Source organism: Mucilaginibacter sp. FW306-07-L (genome assembly GCF_058782065.1).
Window position 1 is genome coordinate 1,357,478 of the sequence record NZ_JBYSXI010000001.1, and the last position, 20,365, is coordinate 1,377,842.

Consider the following 20,365-nt stretch of genomic DNA (forward strand, 5'->3'; position numbering starts at 1 on the left):
ACGTTACTAAGGTCTTATATATGATCCACCCTGTTTTGGGTCAAGATAGGTAGTTGGCCCAATGGAATATCTGTTGTAAACAGTGTCATAAAAAACTGCCAGGCTGGTTGCTTGTGCCGGTATAAAATCTTTTATGTTAACCCGCAATCTGCTGGTTAATCTTTTTAAAGACACGTTTTGTGTTTGGTTGGCTTGAGGTACAATTAATGGTATTTCTTTAAAAAAAATTTCTTCAATAATACCTTCTGAGTTGCTACCCAAGTCGTTATATTCGGCAGTAACATAGTAGTAATCAGTTTCCTTATTAAAAACAACACGAAGAGAACTACTATAACGGTCGCCCGTCTTGTAATAATATTCGTACATGCCGGTAAATATGGCTCTATAGGTTCCGGCTGGTAGTGCGAAAGAGAACTGACCAAGATTGCCGCCTACATTATCAGTTGTTCCTTTACTGTATACTATATTATCTTTACTATCCAGTATATAAAGGTCTATAGCATAATAATTTGTATCAATTTTATTCGCGTTTACTTTTAAGCCCTTTTGCAGCGCGTTGTTGTTATAATCCGTAAATTCCTGCGAAAATGCAGTAGCATTAAATTTTACTTCGTACTTTTTTCCATCATCCTGCGATTTAGCCGGAGCATTATCTTTTTTGCATGCTGTAATTAATATGCAAGCAATAAGTAAAAGTGTAAATATATTTTTCATGGTGTAAGCTTAAAAATCAATTATTGTGGTATCTCCTTCAAACGAGTGATCGTATGATGCGCTGAAACCTGTTGAATTAACATCGAATAATTTGCCTGATAATATAGTGCGGGTATTTGGTAAAACTTTTACACTATCAATTATGACCTTTTTACCGGTAGACGAGCTTATGGTTACCTTCAGGTTTTGATCAACGTTGGTTAAAGAGAGTATGAAAGGATAATTAGTAGTGCCGATAGAAGATGCCGGAATGTTTTTAGCATAACTACGAAGATATATTAAGTTATTACTATTATCAGGCAAGCCGGTGGCTATTAATAATGCCCTATCCGTATCTACTTCGTAATTAATGGTTGTAGTGCCTTGAGGTATAGCATCCAGGATCTTAATTTCCAACTGTCCGTTACGGCGTTCGAGATTTATATTTTGTGTAACAGCCGAATTGCTCACCGTAAGCGTGAATTTCTTGTAAAAATTGTCGAGGCCAAGCGCCAAAAAATTTTATTATTATAAAGTGTAGGCATTCCCTCGGTAGCTAACAAAATAACGTTATAGGTGCCGGGCTTTAACACATCGTTTATTGAGCCAAAGTTTGCTGAATAGATGTCCTGCACAAAGTGGCTAACTAAATTATTCTGTGAATCATACACAAAATAGGCTAAAAACGAGGCCGCATCAGCAATATTAACGCCGGCATTGGTTTTTTGCCCGCCTGTTGATTTTGTACTGATTGTTTTGCTTTTCGCATCTATACCAACGTTAAAACTTACCTTGAAAGTTTTACCATCAGTTTCCGAATCGGGTTTTGACGGGCTCTTGCCATCTTTTTTGCATGACGCGAAAAGCAGGATGAGCAAGGAAAAAGCTAAATAAACCTTTTTCATAGTTGATGAATTAAAATGATTGATTGATCACGTTTGAACTCCAGGTGGTATCAACCTTTAACCCAAGGTTGTTAAATAATTTACCGGAAAGCACGGTTATGCTGTTAGGGTTCAAAGGTACATTCGGTATGGTTTTTACCTTGCTTCCGTTTGTTCCTTTAAGCCGGTAGCTTATATTTACATCCCTTAAAGTATTAGGCTCAACTAAAAAATACGATACAAACTTGCGGCCTTTTTGGGAATACAATGTACTGGGTATATCATATTTGCAACTCAAGCGGGTTTTTTCACGCCACTCAGTACCTTTAAAAATAAACTCTTCAGAAAGTGAATCCACACCAATATAAATTAAATCGATGTTATCAGGTATAGCGTCCTTAACTTCAACTATAACTTTGGCAACTATACTTGTTAATTGTACTGTAATAGGTGTTGTACTGGTAGTTGAAACTGTAAAGTCAACTTTCTTGAAAAATGATTCGCGTGTGAATGGTTGTATCCCGGTATCATTCCCATAATAAAAGTTTCCTACACCAGGCCCGTCTGCAAAAATTTCACCGGAAACGGCATCATACGTTTGTCTTGGATCATTATATGGGTTAAAACCTCTTGTGTCATCATTCAAATAACTAAAAAAGTAGGCTGTATAATGGCCTTCATTTAATTCGAGCGATACGTTGCCTGTAGAGGTATTTACTTCTTTACCCGTGATTAGGTATCCGGCATCATTGCATACGTATAGAGATACGTATTTAATGAGTGGATACCTGCCGTAGGTTGGATAAGTAAGCGAATCGTTTAACGCGTTTGTTTTAATATTTTGGTACCGCTGCGTAAAGCCGCTAACGTTAAACGCTACCTGGTGTTTTTTACCGTCGGTACTTTGTGGCGTAGGTTTATTATCCTTTTTACAGGCCGATATAATTATACAGGCCAGGGTTAAGCTAAAAAATATTTTTTTCATGATTGCAGGTTCAATGGTTAAAAATCAATTTGAGTGGTATCGGCATAAGGCGCGTAGCCAACTCCAAAATTGCCTGTGCCTAAAGGTTCAGATAATTTGCCCGAAAGGATGGTGCGGGTGTTAGGTTTTATAATAACATTATCAACGGTAATAATTTTAACAGGCGTATTAGCTTCGTTTAACGTAGTGATGGTTACGCTAACAGGGTCTGCAGTATTGGTAATGTAAGTGCCAAAGGTAAAATTGGTATAGTTGGTTACGCCTTTAATGTAATTATGTGTGTATGATGATTGCGTATTTGGTAAACCGGTAGATAAGAGCAATTCACGATCATTCTGTATATCAAATTTTATGACTCTTATATCCGGCGTAATTTTATCAAGCACTTTTACCTGTAATTGCCCGTTTACGCGTTTTAAATCCAGGTTACGGGTAACCCCGGTATCAGAAATAGTAAAGGTATATTTGGCATAAAATAATTGTTGCCCCACTGCTTTAACCTTTGTGGCATCAAAAAAGGTGGGTGCACCCTTTGTGGCAAATACAATTAGGGTGTAAGTGCCATTGCTTAATTCGTGGTTTATTAAGCCAAAATTGGGGTTTGTGCTGTTTTGTGTTACCTCACTTACCAGTTGGTTGCTGCTGTTGTAAATGTAATAACTTAAAAAGGAGACGGCTTTAGCCAGGTCAATCGCTTCGTTGTTGCGCAATTTACCCGAAGGTGTAACGCTTAATTCTCCGGTACTGCTAACATCAATGCCAACATCAAAGCTTACATGGTATTTTTTTTCGTTATTTTCCGGATCACGTTTCGACGGACTCTTGCCATCCTTTTTGCATGATGCGAGCAATAGGCTAAGTAGTGCGAAAACCAAATAAATATTTTTCATGGTTGATGATTTAGAATGTTTGATTGACTATGCTCGTGCTCCAGGCTGTGTCGACTTTAACCTCTGTGCTGGCATTGCTGGTGCCGTTGCCGTTAAACAGGAAACCGGATAAGCGGGTTATTTTATTAGGCTTAAGCAATACATTTCTGATGACCTTGGTTGTAAAGATTTTATGATCACGATCAACGCAATAGATGGTTATTGCAACCGGGTAGCCTGAAGTAAACATATACTTTGAAAAGGTTAAATCCTTAATCCCTGTGCTATTTTTTACATCCTTATAAAAATAATAACCAGTGTGACGTTCACTTGCTAATCCTTTCCCTGTTTCACGGTCAAAATTGTTGTAAACCGTATCTATAAGTATATCAATTTCTTTTGCCTTTGATGGTATGGCATCTTTAATAACAATCATCAGTTTAGCGGTTATCCTGTCAAGCGTAACAGTTTGCGTAACATCACTGTTGGCAACGGTTAATAATGTTTTTTTGTAAAATGTATCACTAATTTCATTCTGATTTGCAGTGGTATCCACTAATTTACCTGTGTAATACAAGGTGTATTGCCCTGTAGGAAGCTTTGCTTCCATTTTTCCGAAATTTGGTACCAGTTCAGAGGTGCGAAAGGTGCGGTAATATCCTTTTGAGTTATAAATGTCTACCAAAATAGATTTGTATGGGTTGGTAATAGCATTAACCTTAAGGCTTTGGGTTTTTATGTCGGTATACTCCTGGGTAAAGTCGTTAACTGACAAATCTATTTTGTATGTTTTACCGGCAGGAGATTCACCCGGCTGACTGCTTTTTTTGCATGCGCTTAAAACCACACAGGCAATTATAATAACTAATATGTTTTTCATGTAATTATGCTGATAGTAGGTAATAATTGATTTTAGAAAATGATATCATCTATGTTTGGATCCCAAGCCGCATCAAAGTCTACATTAAAAATACTGGTAGGGCCATCAAATAATTTACCCGATAATATGGTGCGTTTGTTAGGATAACAATACACACTTTTAACTATGACATCTGCAAGGATTTTTCCGGTAGCAGAGGTGCAAGCAATCTGAACGTTTACGGCTCCTTCGGTTCGTAGTACCTGGGTTGCTACAGTATAATTGGATTTGCCTTTAACAGAATCAGGAATTGTATAAGTGCGTTTAGTACTATATCGCTTATCTATGCCCTTAGCATCCTTTACTGAAAACATATACTCGCCAATAACCGTCACAGTAAGGTATTTGGCTTCAACAGGTATAGGGTCAAGTATTTTGGTTTGTAGCTGGCCTACAATGCGTTCAAGCACCACTTCCTGCGTTATAACAGGGTTTGTGGATGATACCGAGAGGTTGAATTTTTTACAAAACATATCCCGGCCCTCAATCATAACTCCGTCGGTTTTAAGTTCAGGTTTACCATAGGTTGCGTAAATAACCACCGAATAGTTTCCGGCATCAAAGGTGTCAGTTATCTTACCAAAATCAGCATCAGTATTGGTTTGATCGAAATTTTTTATAAACTGGCCATTTGAGTTATATACGTTATAGCTCAGATAAGTAGCCACATCTTTAAGTGATGTAGCTGCATTTATAACCGGTTTATGGCCTGTTTTTACGCCTGTAGCGTTGACTGAGGCATCTAAGCCTACATTAAAATTAATGGTGTAAGTTTTACCTGTTGTATCCGTTTGTTCCGGATCAGGTTTTGACGGGCTTTTGCCATCTTTCTTACAAGAGAGCACAGCAAGCCCTATTAATGCAAAAAGGTAAAAGGTTTTTTTCATGGGTAATAAAATATCGGTAAAGATAGCTACTAAATTAATAATCAAGTATATAATTTAATTCAGGGTTTAGTTAACAGGTAAACAGCCCCCTCATCAAAACCATAAAGTTTTTTGAGGCGAAAATGTTTTTCCATATCCGGCAAACCAATAAGTTCCGGGTTGGCCATGGCATTGAACCATACTAAATACAGTCGATTATGCCGGTTGAAGAGGGTAACATCCGACTTGAAAAACCGGTGAGGAACTAATTTGGCATGGCCGCCGGTAAAAAAGTAAACGGCCTCGTCAGCATCCGAGTAAATGGGGATACCCGGTTGGTAAATTTGCTTGTGCTGCTTTAAAAAATTTATAAAGGCCGATTTATTCCAATCGTCGTCACTATATCCGGGTACGCCGTATTCAAACTCATCGTCATAGCGTTTCAGGTCAATAAGCGTAAGGTTGTAAATAAAGCAAGCCATGGCAACAGTTAAAGCGGCAGTTATCCACTTGCTGTTTTTAGCGTTTCCTTTCGCTATGGCACCCGGCACCCAACTGGTACAGGCAATAAGCAGCGGAATATACATAGGCGAAAGCAACCTCGAGCTCAATTGCTCAAACCGCGAAAAAGTAGCGATCAATAATATAAATACACCGTAAATAACCCCGAAGGCCATAAACAGTGTTTCGTAACTGTTTGTATTGTTGCGGAGTATGTGCAGTGCAAGGCATGTTATCAACGCTATTAATATAAACGCGCTTAATGCCGCGCCATAAGGGTAGGCGGCATCCGTAAGGCCAAGCCAATTGCAAACTACTACACCAAAATAGTGCAGGTTTTCGCTGAAAGAGGTAATCGAGGGTTCGCGCGTTCCGGTTGATAGGCCTGACGACAGATAATTGATGAGCAGGTTAACGGCTAAAGGCAATATACTTACGCTGCCAAAGATCACCGTACTGATCAGGTTTTTTTTTAATCCTGAGCGCCCATTAACCAACAGCATTAAACACCCGGTTGCAACTACGGTGATACCGGCATAACGGGTAATACAACATAAGCCTGCAACCAGGGCGGCCAATAACAAACGTTTTAAGCCGGGCTTATTTAAATAATGTTTAAAGGCAGTTATAAAAAGGATGGTCAGGAATATGAACAGGGTTTCTGACCATAAGTAACTGTAAATCTCCAGCAGGGCAGGGCTAAGCAATATAGCTGCCAGCACCAACCATTTATAAATTAATGATGGTGTTTTAAACCGGCTGATGTAATAACCACTCAATAGTATCACCCCGGCAAACAGCAACCCGTTAATTACCGGCCCGGCCTTTACAGCATCAACCCCGAACAAAAAACTGATGCTCAATACCGCCGGGTAAAAAACCGGGAAAAAGGTGAGGGGAGAGCCGTTAAAAGTAATGAGGTTGCCATGCTTGTAAATACTTTCGGCAGTACTGGCATACATAATGGAGTCGGGCGATATGCCGACCCCGCAATATTTTGTAAAAAAGTAAACCGCAAAATAACCCGCTATGGCAAATAGTATAGTATCGGCATGTTTTAAATAGCTGGTTATCAGCATGTACTTACTGTTACATTAATCTATTAAATCCAATACCGTGCTGATGGGCTGGTCACTATCAATCAATATGCCCGTAACACCTGCCAGCGTACCGGCCTCTACATCGCGTTCGCGGTCGCCAATAAAGTAGGATTTTGATGGATCGATGTTGTATTTTTCGATGCCTCTCAGCAACATTCCGGGTTTAGGTTTGCGGCAATCGCAATCGCCGGTAAAGTTGGGGTGGTGCGGGCAATAGTAAAAGTCGGTAAATTTTACGCCGTGTTCGCTATACACGTTGCTCAGGTGCTGGTGCATTTTGCCCAGTTCGTCCTCAGTATACCAGCCTTTGGCCAGGCCACCCTGATTAGTAGCTACAATAAGCAGGTAGCCTTTATCCTGCAGGGTTTTCAGTGCCTCAAAGTTATCCAACACCTGGAAATCTTCTAAACGGCATACATAATCGCCCATCTCACGGTTAAGCACACCGTCGCGGTCAAGGAACACTGCTTTATTCTTTTCTTGCATTTGTTTGATTTTTTTGCAAAATTAGCAATTATTAAATTTTAACTGACCCAATAAAGATTTAGTGAATGGTTACTTACCCGTATAATGCTACACGCATTGGGGGTAAACCGGAATACTATATCATCATTATTTAGTTTTCAAAATTAAATTCTGATTTTAGAATGATTCTATATTCGCTAAAATATGTAATGAATAATAGTTTTTATTAAAAAATTATTAAATTAACATCATTATATCTTACATACATTAAGAATGTCGCAAAAGTAATGCGCTTATTTTTTGTATTTATCAATTTAATTATCTTCGTAATTACACCCTAATTGAAACGGTTTTATTTTTATTATGAATCAAACTGATAGCCACCAGGGCCTTTACCGGCCTGAATTTGAACACGACTCGTGCGGAACCGGATTTATAACTAATATTAACGGCCATAAGGAGCACCGGATTGTAAGCGACGCGCTTACCATGCTGGAAAATATGGAGCACCGCGGTGCCTGCGGTTGCGACCCCGACTCGGGAGACGGCGCCGGTATATTGATACAATTGCCGCATGAATTATTGATGGAAGAGTGCTCAAACCTCGAGATCAGCCTGCCCGAACCGGGCGAGTACGGCGTAGGTATGATATTTTTCCCAAAAGATTCTGTGCTTAAAAAGGCCTGCCGTACCATTATTGATAAGGCGGTTGAAAAACTGGGCCTGCATAAGCTGGGTTATCGTAAGCTGGCTACCGATAACACCGTTATTGGCGAAACCGCCCGCAGCGCCGAACCGGATGCCGAGCAGATATTTGTAGCCAAGCCGCATCATATATTAAATATTGACGATTTTGAGCGCAAGCTATACGTACTGCGTCGTTACATCAATAAATCAATTACCGAGCAGTTCCCTAAAGCGGCGGATAGTTTTTACTTTACATCGTTTTCTGCCAAAACCATCATTTATAAAGGGCAGTTAACTACTTACCAACTGCGTAAATATTTCTCTGATCTTTCTGATCCGCGTGTGGCATCTGGCTTTGCCTTGATCCACTCACGTTTCTCAACCAATACCTTCCCGTCATGGAAACTGGCACAGCCGTTCCGCCTGATAGCGCATAACGGTGAAATCAATACCTTAACCGGTAACCTTAACTGGTTCTACTCGGGCTTACAGTCCCTGGCATCATCATACTTTACTAATGAGGAGATGGAGATGCTGCTGCCGGTTATTGATAATAACCAGTCGGATTCGGCTTGCCTGGACAACATCATAGAGATATTGGTACACACCGGCCGCTCATTACCACACGTAATGATGATGCTGATACCAGAAGCATGGGATGGCAACGAGCAGATGGACCCGATCAAGAGGGCTTTCTACGAATACCATGCTACCCTGATGGAGCCTTGGGATGGCCCGGCCGCTATCAGCTTTACGGATGGTAAACTGGTAGGTGCCGTGTTAGACCGTAATGGCCTGCGCCCGCTGCGCTATGCGATCACCAGTGATGGCCGCGTAGTAGCGGGATCAGAAGCAGGTGTGTTGATCATTGATGAAAGTACCATCGTTAAAAAAGGCCGCTTACAGCCGGGTAAAATGTTTTTGGTTGATACCGAAAAAGGTAAGATCATCACCGACGAAGAAATTAAGCATGAAATAGCCTCGCGCCAGCCTTATGGCCGTTGGCTTGAAAATTATAAGATCCGCCTGAATGAGCTTGCCGAGCCTCGTTTGGCATTCGCCTCATTAAGTGCCGATTCGGTTTACCGTTACCAAAAGGTATTCGGTTACAGCCGTGAGGATACTGACCTGATCATCAAATCAATGGCGCTTGATGGTAAGGAGCCTATCGGTTCAATGGGTACGGATGTGCCGCTGGCTATCTTGTCAGACAAGCCTCAGCACCTGTCAAGTTACTTCAAACAATTTTTTGCCCAGGTAACCAACCCGCCTATCGATCCGATACGTGAGCGTTTGGTAATGAGCCTGGCTACCTTTATAGGTAACAACGGTAACCTGCTGGATGAGGATAAAATGCATTGCCATTGCGTAATGCTTAAACATCCGATATTAAAAAACAGCCAGCTCGAAAAACTGCGTAGTATTGATACCGGCCTTTTCCATGCTAAAACACTGCAAACCTACTTTAAGGCTGATGGCCTGCCGGGTTCGCTGGAAAAAGGTATAGCCAGATTATGCCGCTATGCGGAGGATGCCGTGGATGATGGCTTTGAGGTATTGATACTGTCAGACCGTGCCGTGGATTCAGAACATGCGCCGATCCCGTCACTGCTGGCTGTATCAGCCGTGCATCACCACCTGATAAAAAAAGGCCGTCGTGGCGCGGTAGGTATCGTGGTAGAGAGCGGTGACGTTTGGGAAGTACACCATTTTGCCTGCTTGCTGGCATTTGGCGCTACCGCCATTAACCCTTACCTGGCCTTGGCAACTATTGAAACCATGCACGCGGATGGCCACCTGGAAACCAGCTATGACCTCCGTCAACTGCAAAAAAACTATGTGAAGTCGGTTAATGATGGCTTGCTGAAAATATTCTCTAAGATGGGTATCTCCACACTGCAATCATACCATGGTTCACAAGTGTTTGAAATACTGGGTATAAACCAGGATGTGGTTGACCGCTATTTTGTAGGTGCAGTAAGCCGCATTGGTGGTTTAGGGTTGGATGAAATTGCCCGCGAATCGCTTACCAAGCATCGCGCCGGTTTTAATATTAACAAAGAGGACGAAGCGCATTTATTGCCAGAAGGCGGTATTTACCAATGGAAACGCAGGGGCGAGGCGCACTTGTTTAACCCGCAAACCGTTCACTTGTTGCAGCATGCTACCCGTACTAACAACTATGACGTATATAAGAACTACTCCAGGCTGATCAACGAGCAGGGCGAAAAGCATTACACTATCCGTGGTTTGTTTGATTTTGCCCATCACCGCGAACCGATCAGCATTGATGAGGTTGAATCGGCTGAAAGCATCATGAAGCGTTTTGCTACCGGAGCTATGTCGTTCGGTTCCATCTCGCACGAGGCACACAGCACGCTGGCTATCGCCATGAACCGCATTGGCGGTAAAAGTAATACCGGCGAGGGCGGTGAGGACGAAATGCGTTTTGAGAAATTGCCGAATGGCGATTCTATGCGTTCCGCGATCAAACAAATTGCATCGGCACGTTTTGGGGTAACATCAAACTACCTTACCAATGCTGATGAGTTACAGATAAAAATGGCGCAGGGCGCTAAACCAGGTGAGGGCGGACAATTGCCCGGCCACAAGGTTGACGACTGGATAGCTAAAACCCGCCACTCAACACCGGGTGTAGGTTTGATCTCTCCGCCGCCGCACCACGATATTTATTCCATCGAAGATCTGGCGCAGCTCATCTTCGACCTAAAGAATGCTAACCGTGCCGCACGTATCAACGTTAAGCTGGTATCAAAGGCAGGTGTGGGTACTATTGCCGCTGGTGTGGCCAAAGCCCATGCCGATGTTATATTGATAGCCGGTTATGATGGCGGTACCGGTGCATCGCCAATAAGCTCAATCAAGCATGCGGGCTTACCGTGGGAGCTTGGCCTGAGCGAAGCACACCAAACACTGGTACGCAACAAACTGCGCAGCCGCGTAGTGTTACAGGCTGATGGCCAGTTAAAAACCGGTCGTGATATTGCTATCGCTACCCTTTTGGGTGCCGAGGAGTGGGGCGTAGCCACCGCTGCCCTGGTTGCCGGCGGCTGTATCATGATGCGTAAATGCCACCTGAATACCTGCCCGGTAGGCGTAGCCACGCAAGACCCTGAACTGCGCAAGCTGTTCTCAGGCGATCCGGAGCATGTGGTTAACCTGTTCAAATTCCTGGTACAGGAGTTCCGCGAGGTAATGGCCGAGTTAGGTTTCCGCACGGTGAACGAGATGGTCGGCCGTGTACAATTCCTGAAAGTAAAAGATAACGTTAAGAGCTGGAAAGCCCGTACGGTTGATCTGTCAGGCATCCTGCACCCGGTTACCAACGCTAAGGGCGCAACTTTATACAACAGCGAAAGCCAGGATCACGGCATGAGCAACATCATCGACTGGAAATTACTTGAAGCCGCTAAACCGGCACTGGAAGATAAAACCCCGGTTTACGCATCATTCAACGTGGTTAACGTTGACCGTACCATCGGTACCATGCTGTCGAACGAAATATCCAAGAAATACGGTTCAGCCGGTTTACCTGCCAATACCATCAACTTTAAGTTCAAAGGTTCGGCAGGGCAAAGCTTTGGCGCGTTTGCTGCAAAAGGTATATCCTTCGAGTTGGAAGGCGAGGCGAATGACTATGTAGGTAAAGGCCTATCAGGCGCACAGTTAGCTATCTACCCTGCTGCTAACGCTACCTTTAAACCATCGGAGAATATCATTATAGGCAACGTGGCCTTATATGGCGCAACCGCGGGCGAGTTGTTTGTAGGCGGTATGGCAGGTGAACGTTTTGCGGTACGTAACTCAGGTGCTACCACGGTAGTTGAGGGTACAGGCGATCACGGTTGCGAGTACATGACCGGTGGCCGTGCGCTGATTTTAGGCAGCACAGGCCGCAACTTCGCGGCAGGCATGAGCGGCGGTTTAGCCTGGGTTTACAATCCGGATAATGACTTTGCCGAAAAGTGTAATACCGAAATGGTTGATCTTGACCCGCTATCAGTTACCGACGAAGAAGAAATACTGACGCTGTTGCGCAAGCACATACAGCTAACCGGCAGTAAGCTGGCACAAGGATTACTGGACAACTGGAACGAGGTATCAACCCAGTTTGTTAAGGTTTACCCTAAAGAGTACAAAAAAGTTATCGAACAATCACAATATCAAACTACAGCATAATTATAAGATGGGAAAACCAACAGGATTTCAGGAATTTAACAGAGAGCTTCCCGCTAAAACACCCGTTGCCGAACGTGTTAAAAATTATAACGAGTTTGTAGGATTGTATAGCGACGAAAAGCTGAACCAGCAATCGGCACGCTGCATGAATTGCGGTATACCGTTTTGCCATTCAGGCTGCCCGCTGGGTAATATCATACCTGAATTTAATGATGCCGTGTATCGTAAAAACTGGAACGAGGCGTATAATATACTATCATCAACCAATAACTTCCCGGAGTTTACAGGGCGCATTTGCCCGGCTCCGTGCGAGTCGGCCTGCGTGTTGGGTATCAACAAACCGGCCGTAGCTATTGAGGAGATCGAAAAACACATCATCGAAATAGCTTACTCCAAAAATTTGGTTAAGCCCACGGCTCCGCTTATTAAAACCGGAAAAACTGTGGCGGTTGTAGGTTCTGGTCCTGCGGGTCTGGCTGCTGCAGCCCAACTGGCAAAGGCCGGCCACAGCGTAACCGTTTTTGAGCGCGACGACCGTGCCGGTGGCTTGCTACGCTACGGCATTCCCGATTTCAAGTTAGAGAAATGGGTGATTGACCGCCGTGTAAAGGTGATGGAAGAGGATGGCGTGGTATTTAAATATAATACCGAAGTAGGTAAGGATATCGCTGCTGACGAGATCACCCGTAGTTTTGACGCGGTAGTGTTAGCCGGTGGTTCAACCATTCCGCGCGATTTGAAAATTCCCGGTCGTGAGCTGAAAGGCATTCACTTCGCCATGGACTTTTTGAAACAGCAAAACAAACGTGTAGGCGATAGTCCGTTTACTGCCGAAGATATTTTAGCGACTGATAAAGACGTAATTGTTATTGGTGGCGGTGATACCGGGTCAGACTGTGTGGGTACATCAAACCGCCAGGGTGCGCGTTCGGTTAAGCAGTTTGAGGTAATGTTTAAACCTGCTGATTCACGCCCAAGCAGTACGCCATGGCCAAGTTTCCCCGGCCCGGCAGTGCTTAAAGTAACCAGCTCGCACGAGGAAGGTGCCGACCGTTATTGGAGCGTAAACACCAAAGAATTTTTAGGTGATGAGAACGGCAACCTGCGTGCCGTTAAAGTAGTTGACCTGGAATGGGAAGTTGACTTTTTAGGCCGCCCGGTTAAATTTACCGAAGTTGCAGGTACCGAGCGTGAGCTGCCTTGTCAGCGTGTGTTTTTAGCCATGGGATTTGTGCATCCGCAGTTTGAAGGTGCCCTTGAAACTTTGGGCGTTGAGCTTGACGAGCGCAAGAACGTTAAGGCCGCCGAAGGTGTTTACCGTACCAACGTAAGCAAGGTATTTGCCGCGGGCGATATGCGCCGTGGCCAATCGCTGGTAGTATGGGCAATATCCGAAGGCCGTGAAGCAGCCCGCAAGGTTGACGAGTTCCTGATGGGGCACTCAATTTTAGAAAGCAAGGACGGTGTTAACGAGTTTGAGCAGGCTTATTAGGCATTGGTTGTTTGGTCATTAGTCATTAGTGGATGGTGATCAGTGAATGCCTCTTAAAAAATATCAAGATTAGCCGGGCGGTTTGTACGTCCGGCTTTTTTGTTTTATAATCGCAGCCTAAAAAACACTTATCACAAAAATGAAAATATCTACACAAATAACTCTTCCGGAATACAGAAAACTTCAATACACGCTACTATATACCAAACCTGTTTTTGTATGGGTAACAATTTGTGGATTAGTGATGTTTGTTGCGGCTATTGTACAACTATTGAATGGAGAAGATGCTAGTGGGAGCTCAATTAGTTTTGGTTTAGGATTTGGATTATTAGTGATTTTGATGCCTTTGTTCATTTACAGATCCGCTAATAAAACATTTAAAAGCCATGTGATGCTGAGCAAGTCAATTGACTATGAATTTTTAGCTGATAGGTTAATTATTGATACCGCTGTTGGTCATTCGGAAATGCCCTGGGAAAATTATTATAAGATCAAGGAACTTAGTAACTGGTTTTTATTGTATCAGAGTACAACCGTGGCCAATTTGATACCCAAAACAAACCTAAGCGAACAGGATATAGCAGGCATACGTTATGTTTTGCAAAATGCACCGGTTAAAAAGAAGAAGTTAAAGAAGTAGATTCATGATAATTTTCCCACCCTGTCATTTCGAAGCGATAGCGAGAAATCTACACACGTTCATAGTCAGGCGACAGATTTCTCCTCGTACCTCGTTCGAAATGACACAATTTTTAAGTCGAAGAGAGGTGTTGTTTTCCTACCTGTCATTTCGAAGCGATAGCGAGAAATCCGCACACGTTCATAGTCAGGCGGCAGATTTCTCCTCGTACCTCGTTCGAAATGACATAATTTTTAACTCGAAGAGAGGGACTGTTTTCCTACCTGTCATTTCGAAGCGATAGCGAGAAATCCGCACGCGTTCATAGTCAGTCTACAGATTTCTCCTCGTACCTCGTTCGAAATGACATGGTTTTATTAAGAAGCGCTTTTACTGCTTCAACTTTGACGAAAGCAGCGTAACCGTTAATCCCATCACGGCGATAATGGTATAAGATACACGCAGGTTAGTTGCCGCCGCAGCGAAGCCAATGATAGGCGGCCCTAACAAAAAGCCAAGAAATCCCACAGTTGATACCGCTGCCAACGCCACCCCGGCAGACATGGTGGTTGATTTACCTGCCTCGCCATATACCAATGGAATGATGGATGAAACCCCGAACCCTACGATAAAAAACCCGGCTATTGCTGTATACAGATAAGGAAATATAACCGATAGCAATAATCCGGCGGCTATTAAAGCACCACTCATTTGCAGCATTTTTTTCATTCCGAAGCGGGCGGTTAGCCAGTCGGCTACAAAGCGGCCACCGGCCATGGTACACATATAGGCCGTATAACCCGCGCCAATCCAGGCTTTTTTAGCGTGTACAATTTCTTTAAAGTAGATGCCGCCCCAGTCCACCATCGCGCCTTCGCACATGAGACCCGAAAAAGCGATTACGCCTAACAGCATCAGCGCCTTATCAGGTTTGGCAAACACAGGCTGATCGGCCGATATGGTACCTTTGTCTTTAATTACGTAGCCGGAAACGATTGTGGTAATAATAAGCACGGCTATGGTAATGATCACGTAATGCCAAAAGGGGATCAGCTCAAAACCGATCATCAGGGTACCGATGGATGCGCCTGTAAAACCTGCCAAACTCCACAATCCGTGGAACGAGGCCATGATCGGTTTACTGTATAAAACCTCAACCTGTACGGCCTGAGTATTTACAGATATGTTAACCATGTTACCGCTAAACCCAAACACAAACAACCCGGCAAGCAGGGCATAAACAGATGGCGACAGGCCAATAACAACCAGCGTAAGGGCGTAAACCACGGTAGCAGCCAATACTACCACCCGGCTACCAAACTTAGCGGTAAACCAACCCGAAAAGGGAAGGGCCACCATTAAGCCCGCCGGTAGTGCTAATAAAAGTCCACCTACTTCGGCCTCGCTTAAGTTAAACTTTTGCTGAAAAGTGGGTATGCGCGATGCCCAGCTTGCAAAGCATAGGCCCTGCGTAAAAAATAACGAGCTTACGGCTATCCTGTGCGCCAGGCGCGATACGGTTTTTTGACCGGATAGGGCAGTAATTGCAATTTCGTTCATCAGCATTAAATATTATGATGCAAAATTACAATATTTAATAGTGTATTTTATACACTTAGTATTTTTGTAATGTAAAATTGCATGCTAATGAAACCCTTTGCTGTTGAGTTATTTATCTCCCGGGTTCTTTTTGTTGCTAAGCAGCATCTGCACCATTTTTATTATGCGGTTTTGTCGGGTGCTATCTTGCCTGGCACTTAATATCCAAACCACATATTCCTTTTTGTGGCTGTAAGCCAGTTTTTCAAAGTACGTTATAGCCGCGGGGTGATCGCTTAATGCCTGTAGTACATCAGATGGGAGGGAAACTGTTTTTTGTTCAGTGTTAATGTATTGGCCGTAATCGTTTTGCGGGATGGCTTCTATCCTTGAGTCTGATTTTTTTACCAGTTGCTCCGGCTTAAAGCGCAGGGCAGTCCACGTTTTATCTATGGCTGCCGATGTTACCGGTCGCAGGCCATGCTGCGTCATGATATCCCAACTTCCCATCATTTCCAGATCGGTAACAATGCCGCTGTTCTTTTTAGGGTAGATCACCCAAAGCACGGTTTCAGGCTGTAATACGCTCTTTAAGGATTGGAGGATGCTTTGAAGTTCGGCAGCATTGGTCGTAAAAAACTGTATACCATCAAACTTGCCCTCGATAGCTGTGCTTACGGTTATCTCATCATGCGGTTCAAGCAGCGAAAAATAACCCCCGGGCGCGTTGAGTATTAACCAGTGCTGCCCGGCTTTCATCTGTAGTTTTTTAGCTAATGCGCTGATCATACTTTGTTGAGCTTGCTGAAAAAATCCCACAAAACAATACCTGCTGATACCACGATGTTGAATGAATGCTTGGTGCCAAACTGCGGTATCTCAATACAAGCGTCAATCTGCTGCATCACCTCATCGCTTACGCCATTAACCTCATTACCAAAAATAAGCGCGTACTTTTCGCCCTGTTGTGGTTCATAGGTATCCAGCATCAGGCTGTTTTCGGCCTGTTCAATAGCTACAATTTTGTAACCCTCACCGCGGAGTTGCTCCACCGCTTCCAAGGGAGTTTTATAATACTCCCAATTCATTGAAGTTGTGGCACCCAGGGCGGTTTTTTCAATCTCCCGGTGGGGCGGGCAGGCGGTTATGCCGCAAAGGGCTATTTTTTCTACCGCGAAGCCATCTGAGGTGCGAAATATAGAGCCGATGTTATGCATACTGCGCACATTATCCAACACTACGGCGACTGGCAGTTTATCCTGTTCCTTAAATTCATCAACCGTTGCCCGGTTCAGCTCATCAAGCTTTAATTTACGCATAGCCAAAGGTATTAAAACAGGGGGGTATAAACAACCTGGAGGCTTGCAGTATAGCACTTGCACATCAGCCCAAACATACATAACTTGCAAAAAAATATACCTGATGAAACAGTACGTACTTACCGCGTTTGATTATACGGATGCCGGTGCCATACAACGCCGTTTGGATGTTCGCCCTTTGCATGTGGAACGGGTAAAACAGCTTAAAGCAACCGGTAACTTTGTGGTGGGCGGTGCCATGCTGAATGATAATGGCGACATGATCGGCTCTACCATGATTGTGCAGTTTGAGAGCGACGAAGAACTGGAGCAATGGAAACAAAACGACCCTTACGTAACCGGTGGGGTTTGGGATAAGATTGAGGTTAGGCCATTCAAAGTGGCAAATGTTTAATATGCTTGATAAATAGTAACTGATGTATACCGCTAAATATTATAAGGCCGCTTTTGTGGCGATAGTTTGTTTGTTAACCGCTTTTAATACATCAGCTAAGGATGTTAGCTACTACCAGTTAAAGGTGTATCACTATAAAACGGCAGCTCAGTTTGAGCAGCTTAACCGGTATCTGGAAAAGGCGTATGTACCGGCGTTGCACCGTTACGGCATTAAAAAGGTAGGCGTATTTGCCACCCAAGCGCAGGATACGGCCGACAAGCGGGTATATGTATTTATCCCCTTAAAAGGACTGAACAAGCTGGAAGAAATAGACTTGCGTTTAGCCACCGATCAAAAATATATGACTGATGGTGCCGCCTACCTTAACGCGCCCTACAACGGCTCGCCCTATAACCGTATCGAAAATATATTGCTGAAAGCGTTTGAAGGCATGCCTAAACCCGAAGTGCCATCATTAAAATCGCCTAAGAGCGAGCGTGTATATGAGCTGCGCAGCTACGAAAGCGCTACCGAAAAATATCACCAGAACAAGGTGGATATGTTTAATAAGGGCGATGAAATAGCCCTGTTTAAAAGGCTTGGCTTTAACGCGGTATTTTATTCGCAGGTGCTTTCAGGTGCACGTATGCCCAACCTGATGTACATGACCACCTTTAACAACCGCCAGGATAGGGACAAACACTGGGATGCCTTTGGCACAGACCCTGTTTGGAAAGTGCTTTCAGCTAAAGAGGAGTATAAAAACAATGTATCACGCAATGAAATAGTTTTTTTATACCCGCTTGAATACTCTGATTATTAGTGAGATAACGGCACTTATTAAAAATTCTTAAAAATAATTATCTGCCGAGGCAACCCATGCCTCAAACCGGTCGTAATTGCTTATAAACAGATTAAAATGTGTGGTATACATTTAACTGTAAGTGATTAATTATGCAATATTTGTAGTAGAATAAATAGGATCGGCCCCACCCCCCAATTTATGGCAGAAAGAAACTTACAGGAACTGATTGAAGGTTGTGTAAAAGATAACCGGCAGTGCCAAAAGGAGTTGTACAAAGTATATTACAGCTATGCTATGGCCATTTGCCTGCGTTACGCAAAGGACAGAGATGAAGCAGCCGGTATCATGAACCAGGCTTTTTTTAAAGTATTTAAATATTTAAAGAATTATGATGAAAGCCGGCCTTTTAAAATATGGCTGGGTAAGATAGTAACCAATACGGCTATTGACCATTACAGGGCATCGGCACGTATGGTTGTTGCCGAGGAATTGGATAAGGCAGAGCACATAAGTGATGTGGATATGGCTGATAAGCGGCTGCATTACGATGACCTGCTGGGGATGATACAGCGCTTGCCGCGTGCGTACCGCCTGGTTTTTAACTTATTCGCTATTGAAGGTTATAGCCATGAGGAAATTGCCGGTATGCTGGAGATCAGTACAGGGGCATCAAAATCAAACCTGCATAAGGCCCGGCAAAAGCTAAAGCTGATGATACAGGAGTCAGATAAAAATGATAACGGAAATTACGGAGCTGGTGTACAATACGCGCCTATAGTAGCCATGAACGGAACATATTTACATACCAATTACGTGCTCAACAATTTTTTAAGGTGATGGATCAGGATAAGGATAAAAAATTGGACGAGTTATTCAGTAACGCCATGCACAACCATGATGAGGTAGATTTTCGTGAGCAGGATTGGAACGTAATGGAGGACATGCTGAATATGGAGCGCAAGCCAATTGTGATGTGGATGCGTATTGCGGGCACTATTGCGGCCATGTTACTGATAGCGTTGGGTATGTGGTGGCTGATGCCGCGTGTTAACAAAAAACAACAACAAACTACAGCCATGGCTAAAAATACACAGCCGAAACGGGAGATGAGCGCGAGAGACGAAGTGCCATTGGTTGTAGATAAAGGAGACAGCTTAGCCGGGTTGCCTGTACGTGGGGGTACTACAGCCGGAACCATATACCGAAAACATAGTTCTGAACCGGCAGCTTCTCCTTTATTATTTGATGCTGATAAAAAGAAACTTATAGCCAGGGATATTAATAAACCGGTTGAGGATGTGATTATTGTTCAAGTAGAAGATGTTCCTCCGCTTGATACCAATAATTTAATACAGACCAAAGAAATAGCCAGCCAATATGTTGATACCGCTATAAATGTTGATAAAGGTAAAACGATTGTCCCGGTAAAGGAAAGAGCATTCGGCAGGGGGCCGGTGTTTGCACTTAATGTGTTTGCAGCGCCCGATGTTAATGGCGTGGGCGCATTCAGCAAGGGTAGTACAGGGGTTAATGCGGGTGTATTGCTCAGCTTGAAACTCAACAGCAAACTTACAATAAGTACGGGTGCGGCATATTCATACAAACCGTATAATGTAAGGTTTAGCCAATACCATACGGTTTACCAGTTCGCGGTTAACCCAACCAATGTTATGGCTGATTGCAGGGTTTTGGATATTCCGCTGAATGTTGATTATAAGTTTTATAATAAAAAACAAAACAGTTTTAGCCTGGGTGCAGGCCTGTCATCATGGTTTATGCTGAATGAGAAGTACAGCTTTACTTATGCTGATAATAGCAGCGGTTATGTGCAAGGGCCGGCCTCGTACAATGTATCAAATCAAAACAAACATATATTAGGTGTACTAAACCTGCAGGCTACTTATCAGCGGCAACTTAACCAAAGGGTAGGTGTAGCGATACAGCCATTTATGAAGCTGCCCCTTACAGATATAGGGTATAGCGAAGTACGCCTGCAAAGTTTAGGTATAGCCGCCGGAGTAACATGGAATTTAAGCCCATGAAAAA

19 protein-coding genes are annotated in these 20,365 nt (G+C 43.6%); 7 read left to right on the top strand and 12 right to left on the bottom strand.

The features are described from left to right. Positions 1 to 6: 6 nt before the first annotated feature. From AC3WJC_RS06145 to AC3WJC_RS06185, 9 genes are read right to left on the bottom strand one after another with little or no spacing between them, the layout of a single operon-like run. Positions 7 to 714 carry a FimB/Mfa2 family fimbrial subunit gene (locus AC3WJC_RS06145; RefSeq protein WP_492398191.1) on the bottom strand — a complete coding sequence of 236 codons (708 nt, stop codon included), beginning with the start codon at positions 712 to 714 and terminating at the stop codon, positions 7 to 9. A gap of 9 nt (positions 715 to 723) precedes the next feature. Beyond that, entirely contained in the window at positions 724 to 1,164 is a 441-nt protein-coding gene (locus AC3WJC_RS06150) for a hypothetical protein (RefSeq protein ID WP_492398192.1), read from the bottom strand. Next, positions 1,161 to 1,598, bottom strand: coding sequence for a hypothetical protein (locus AC3WJC_RS06155; RefSeq protein WP_492398193.1), 438 nt, complete (start codon positions 1,596 to 1,598; stop codon positions 1,161 to 1,163). Before AC3WJC_RS06155 ends, AC3WJC_RS06150 begins: the two co-directional genes overlap by 4 nt. A 10-nt stretch (positions 1,599 to 1,608) precedes the next feature. Continuing rightward, positions 1,609 to 2,562 (bottom strand): hypothetical protein, encoded by a 954-nt coding sequence (locus AC3WJC_RS06160; protein ID WP_492398194.1) that lies wholly within the window; start codon positions 2,560 to 2,562, stop codon positions 1,609 to 1,611. A 17-nt stretch (positions 2,563 to 2,579) separates the two neighbouring features. Beyond that, a complete protein-coding gene (locus AC3WJC_RS06165) occupies positions 2,580 to 3,452 on the bottom strand; it encodes a hypothetical protein (RefSeq protein WP_492398195.1) in 873 nt (290 codons plus the stop codon). Positions 3,453 to 3,462: 10 nt separating this feature from the next. Then, the gene (locus tag AC3WJC_RS06170; RefSeq protein WP_492398196.1) at positions 3,463 to 4,311 is read right to left on the bottom strand and encodes a DUF6562 domain-containing protein; all 849 of its coding nucleotides are present in this window, start codon (positions 4,309 to 4,311) and stop codon (positions 3,463 to 3,465) included. 32 nt (positions 4,312 to 4,343) lie between these two features. Continuing rightward, on the bottom strand, positions 4,344 to 5,237 hold the full coding sequence (locus AC3WJC_RS06175) for a hypothetical protein (protein ID WP_492398197.1): 894 nt from the start codon (positions 5,235 to 5,237) through the stop codon (positions 4,344 to 4,346). 59 nt (positions 5,238 to 5,296) lie between these two features. Then, a complete protein-coding gene (locus AC3WJC_RS06180) occupies positions 5,297 to 6,796 on the bottom strand; it encodes a hypothetical protein (protein WP_492398198.1) in 1,500 nt (499 codons plus the stop codon). A gap of 15 nt (positions 6,797 to 6,811) precedes the next feature. Next, positions 6,812 to 7,303 (bottom strand): D-glycero-alpha-D-manno-heptose-1,7-bisphosphate 7-phosphatase, encoded by a 492-nt coding sequence (locus AC3WJC_RS06185; RefSeq protein ID WP_492398199.1) that lies wholly within the window; start codon positions 7,301 to 7,303, stop codon positions 6,812 to 6,814. A gap of 342 nt (positions 7,304 to 7,645) precedes the next feature. Here AC3WJC_RS06185 and gltB point away from each other — a divergent pair, with 342 nt between their 5' ends. The 3 genes from gltB (at position 7,646) to AC3WJC_RS06200 (ending at position 14,301) form a co-directional block, all read left to right on the top strand. Beyond that, positions 7,646 to 12,169, top strand: a complete 4,524-nt coding sequence (gene gltB, locus AC3WJC_RS06190; RefSeq protein WP_492398200.1) for a glutamate synthase large subunit — start codon at positions 7,646 to 7,648, stop codon at positions 12,167 to 12,169. Positions 12,170 to 12,176: 7 nt separating this feature from the next. Beyond that, positions 12,177 to 13,661, top strand: a complete 1,485-nt coding sequence (locus AC3WJC_RS06195; RefSeq protein WP_492398201.1) for a glutamate synthase subunit beta — start codon at positions 12,177 to 12,179, stop codon at positions 13,659 to 13,661. A 139-nt stretch (positions 13,662 to 13,800) separates the two neighbouring features. Continuing rightward, positions 13,801 to 14,301 (top strand): YcxB family protein, encoded by a 501-nt coding sequence (locus tag AC3WJC_RS06200; protein WP_492398202.1) that lies wholly within the window; start codon positions 13,801 to 13,803, stop codon positions 14,299 to 14,301. Between the two features lie 369 nt (positions 14,302 to 14,670). On the opposite strand, the gene AC3WJC_RS06205 is transcribed toward AC3WJC_RS06200, so the two are convergent. The 3 genes from AC3WJC_RS06205 to AC3WJC_RS06215 form a co-directional block, all read right to left on the bottom strand. Next, entirely contained in the window at positions 14,671 to 15,840 is a 1,170-nt protein-coding gene (locus AC3WJC_RS06205; RefSeq protein WP_492398203.1) for an MFS transporter, read from the bottom strand. A 108-nt stretch (positions 15,841 to 15,948) separates the two neighbouring features. Next, positions 15,949 to 16,608: a YdeI/OmpD-associated family protein gene (locus AC3WJC_RS06210; protein WP_492398204.1), complete on the bottom strand. Its 660-nt coding sequence runs from the start codon at positions 16,606 to 16,608 to the stop codon at positions 15,949 to 15,951. Next, positions 16,605 to 17,138, bottom strand: coding sequence for an RNA methyltransferase (locus AC3WJC_RS06215; protein ID WP_492398205.1), 534 nt, complete (start codon positions 17,136 to 17,138; stop codon positions 16,605 to 16,607). The genes AC3WJC_RS06210 and AC3WJC_RS06215 overlap by 4 nt, the downstream gene beginning before the upstream one ends. A 103-nt stretch (positions 17,139 to 17,241) precedes the next feature. On the opposite strand from AC3WJC_RS06215, the gene AC3WJC_RS06220 reads away from it, so the two are divergent. From AC3WJC_RS06220 to AC3WJC_RS06235, 4 genes are all read left to right on the top strand, one after another. After that, positions 17,242 to 17,532, top strand: a complete 291-nt coding sequence (locus AC3WJC_RS06220) for a YciI family protein (RefSeq protein ID WP_492398206.1) — start codon at positions 17,242 to 17,244, stop codon at positions 17,530 to 17,532. A gap of 22 nt (positions 17,533 to 17,554) precedes the next feature. Next, on the top strand, positions 17,555 to 18,337 hold the full coding sequence (locus AC3WJC_RS06225) for an NIPSNAP family protein (RefSeq protein WP_492398207.1): 783 nt from the start codon (positions 17,555 to 17,557) through the stop codon (positions 18,335 to 18,337). Positions 18,338 to 18,517: 180 nt separating this feature from the next. Next, positions 18,518 to 19,156, top strand: coding sequence for an RNA polymerase sigma factor (locus tag AC3WJC_RS06230; protein WP_492398208.1), 639 nt, complete (start codon positions 18,518 to 18,520; stop codon positions 19,154 to 19,156). Beyond that, positions 19,156 to 20,361: an outer membrane beta-barrel protein gene (locus AC3WJC_RS06235; protein WP_492398209.1), complete on the top strand. Its 1,206-nt coding sequence runs from the start codon at positions 19,156 to 19,158 to the stop codon at positions 20,359 to 20,361. Before AC3WJC_RS06230 ends, AC3WJC_RS06235 begins: the two co-directional genes overlap by 1 nt. Positions 20,362 to 20,365 lie beyond the last annotated feature (4 nt).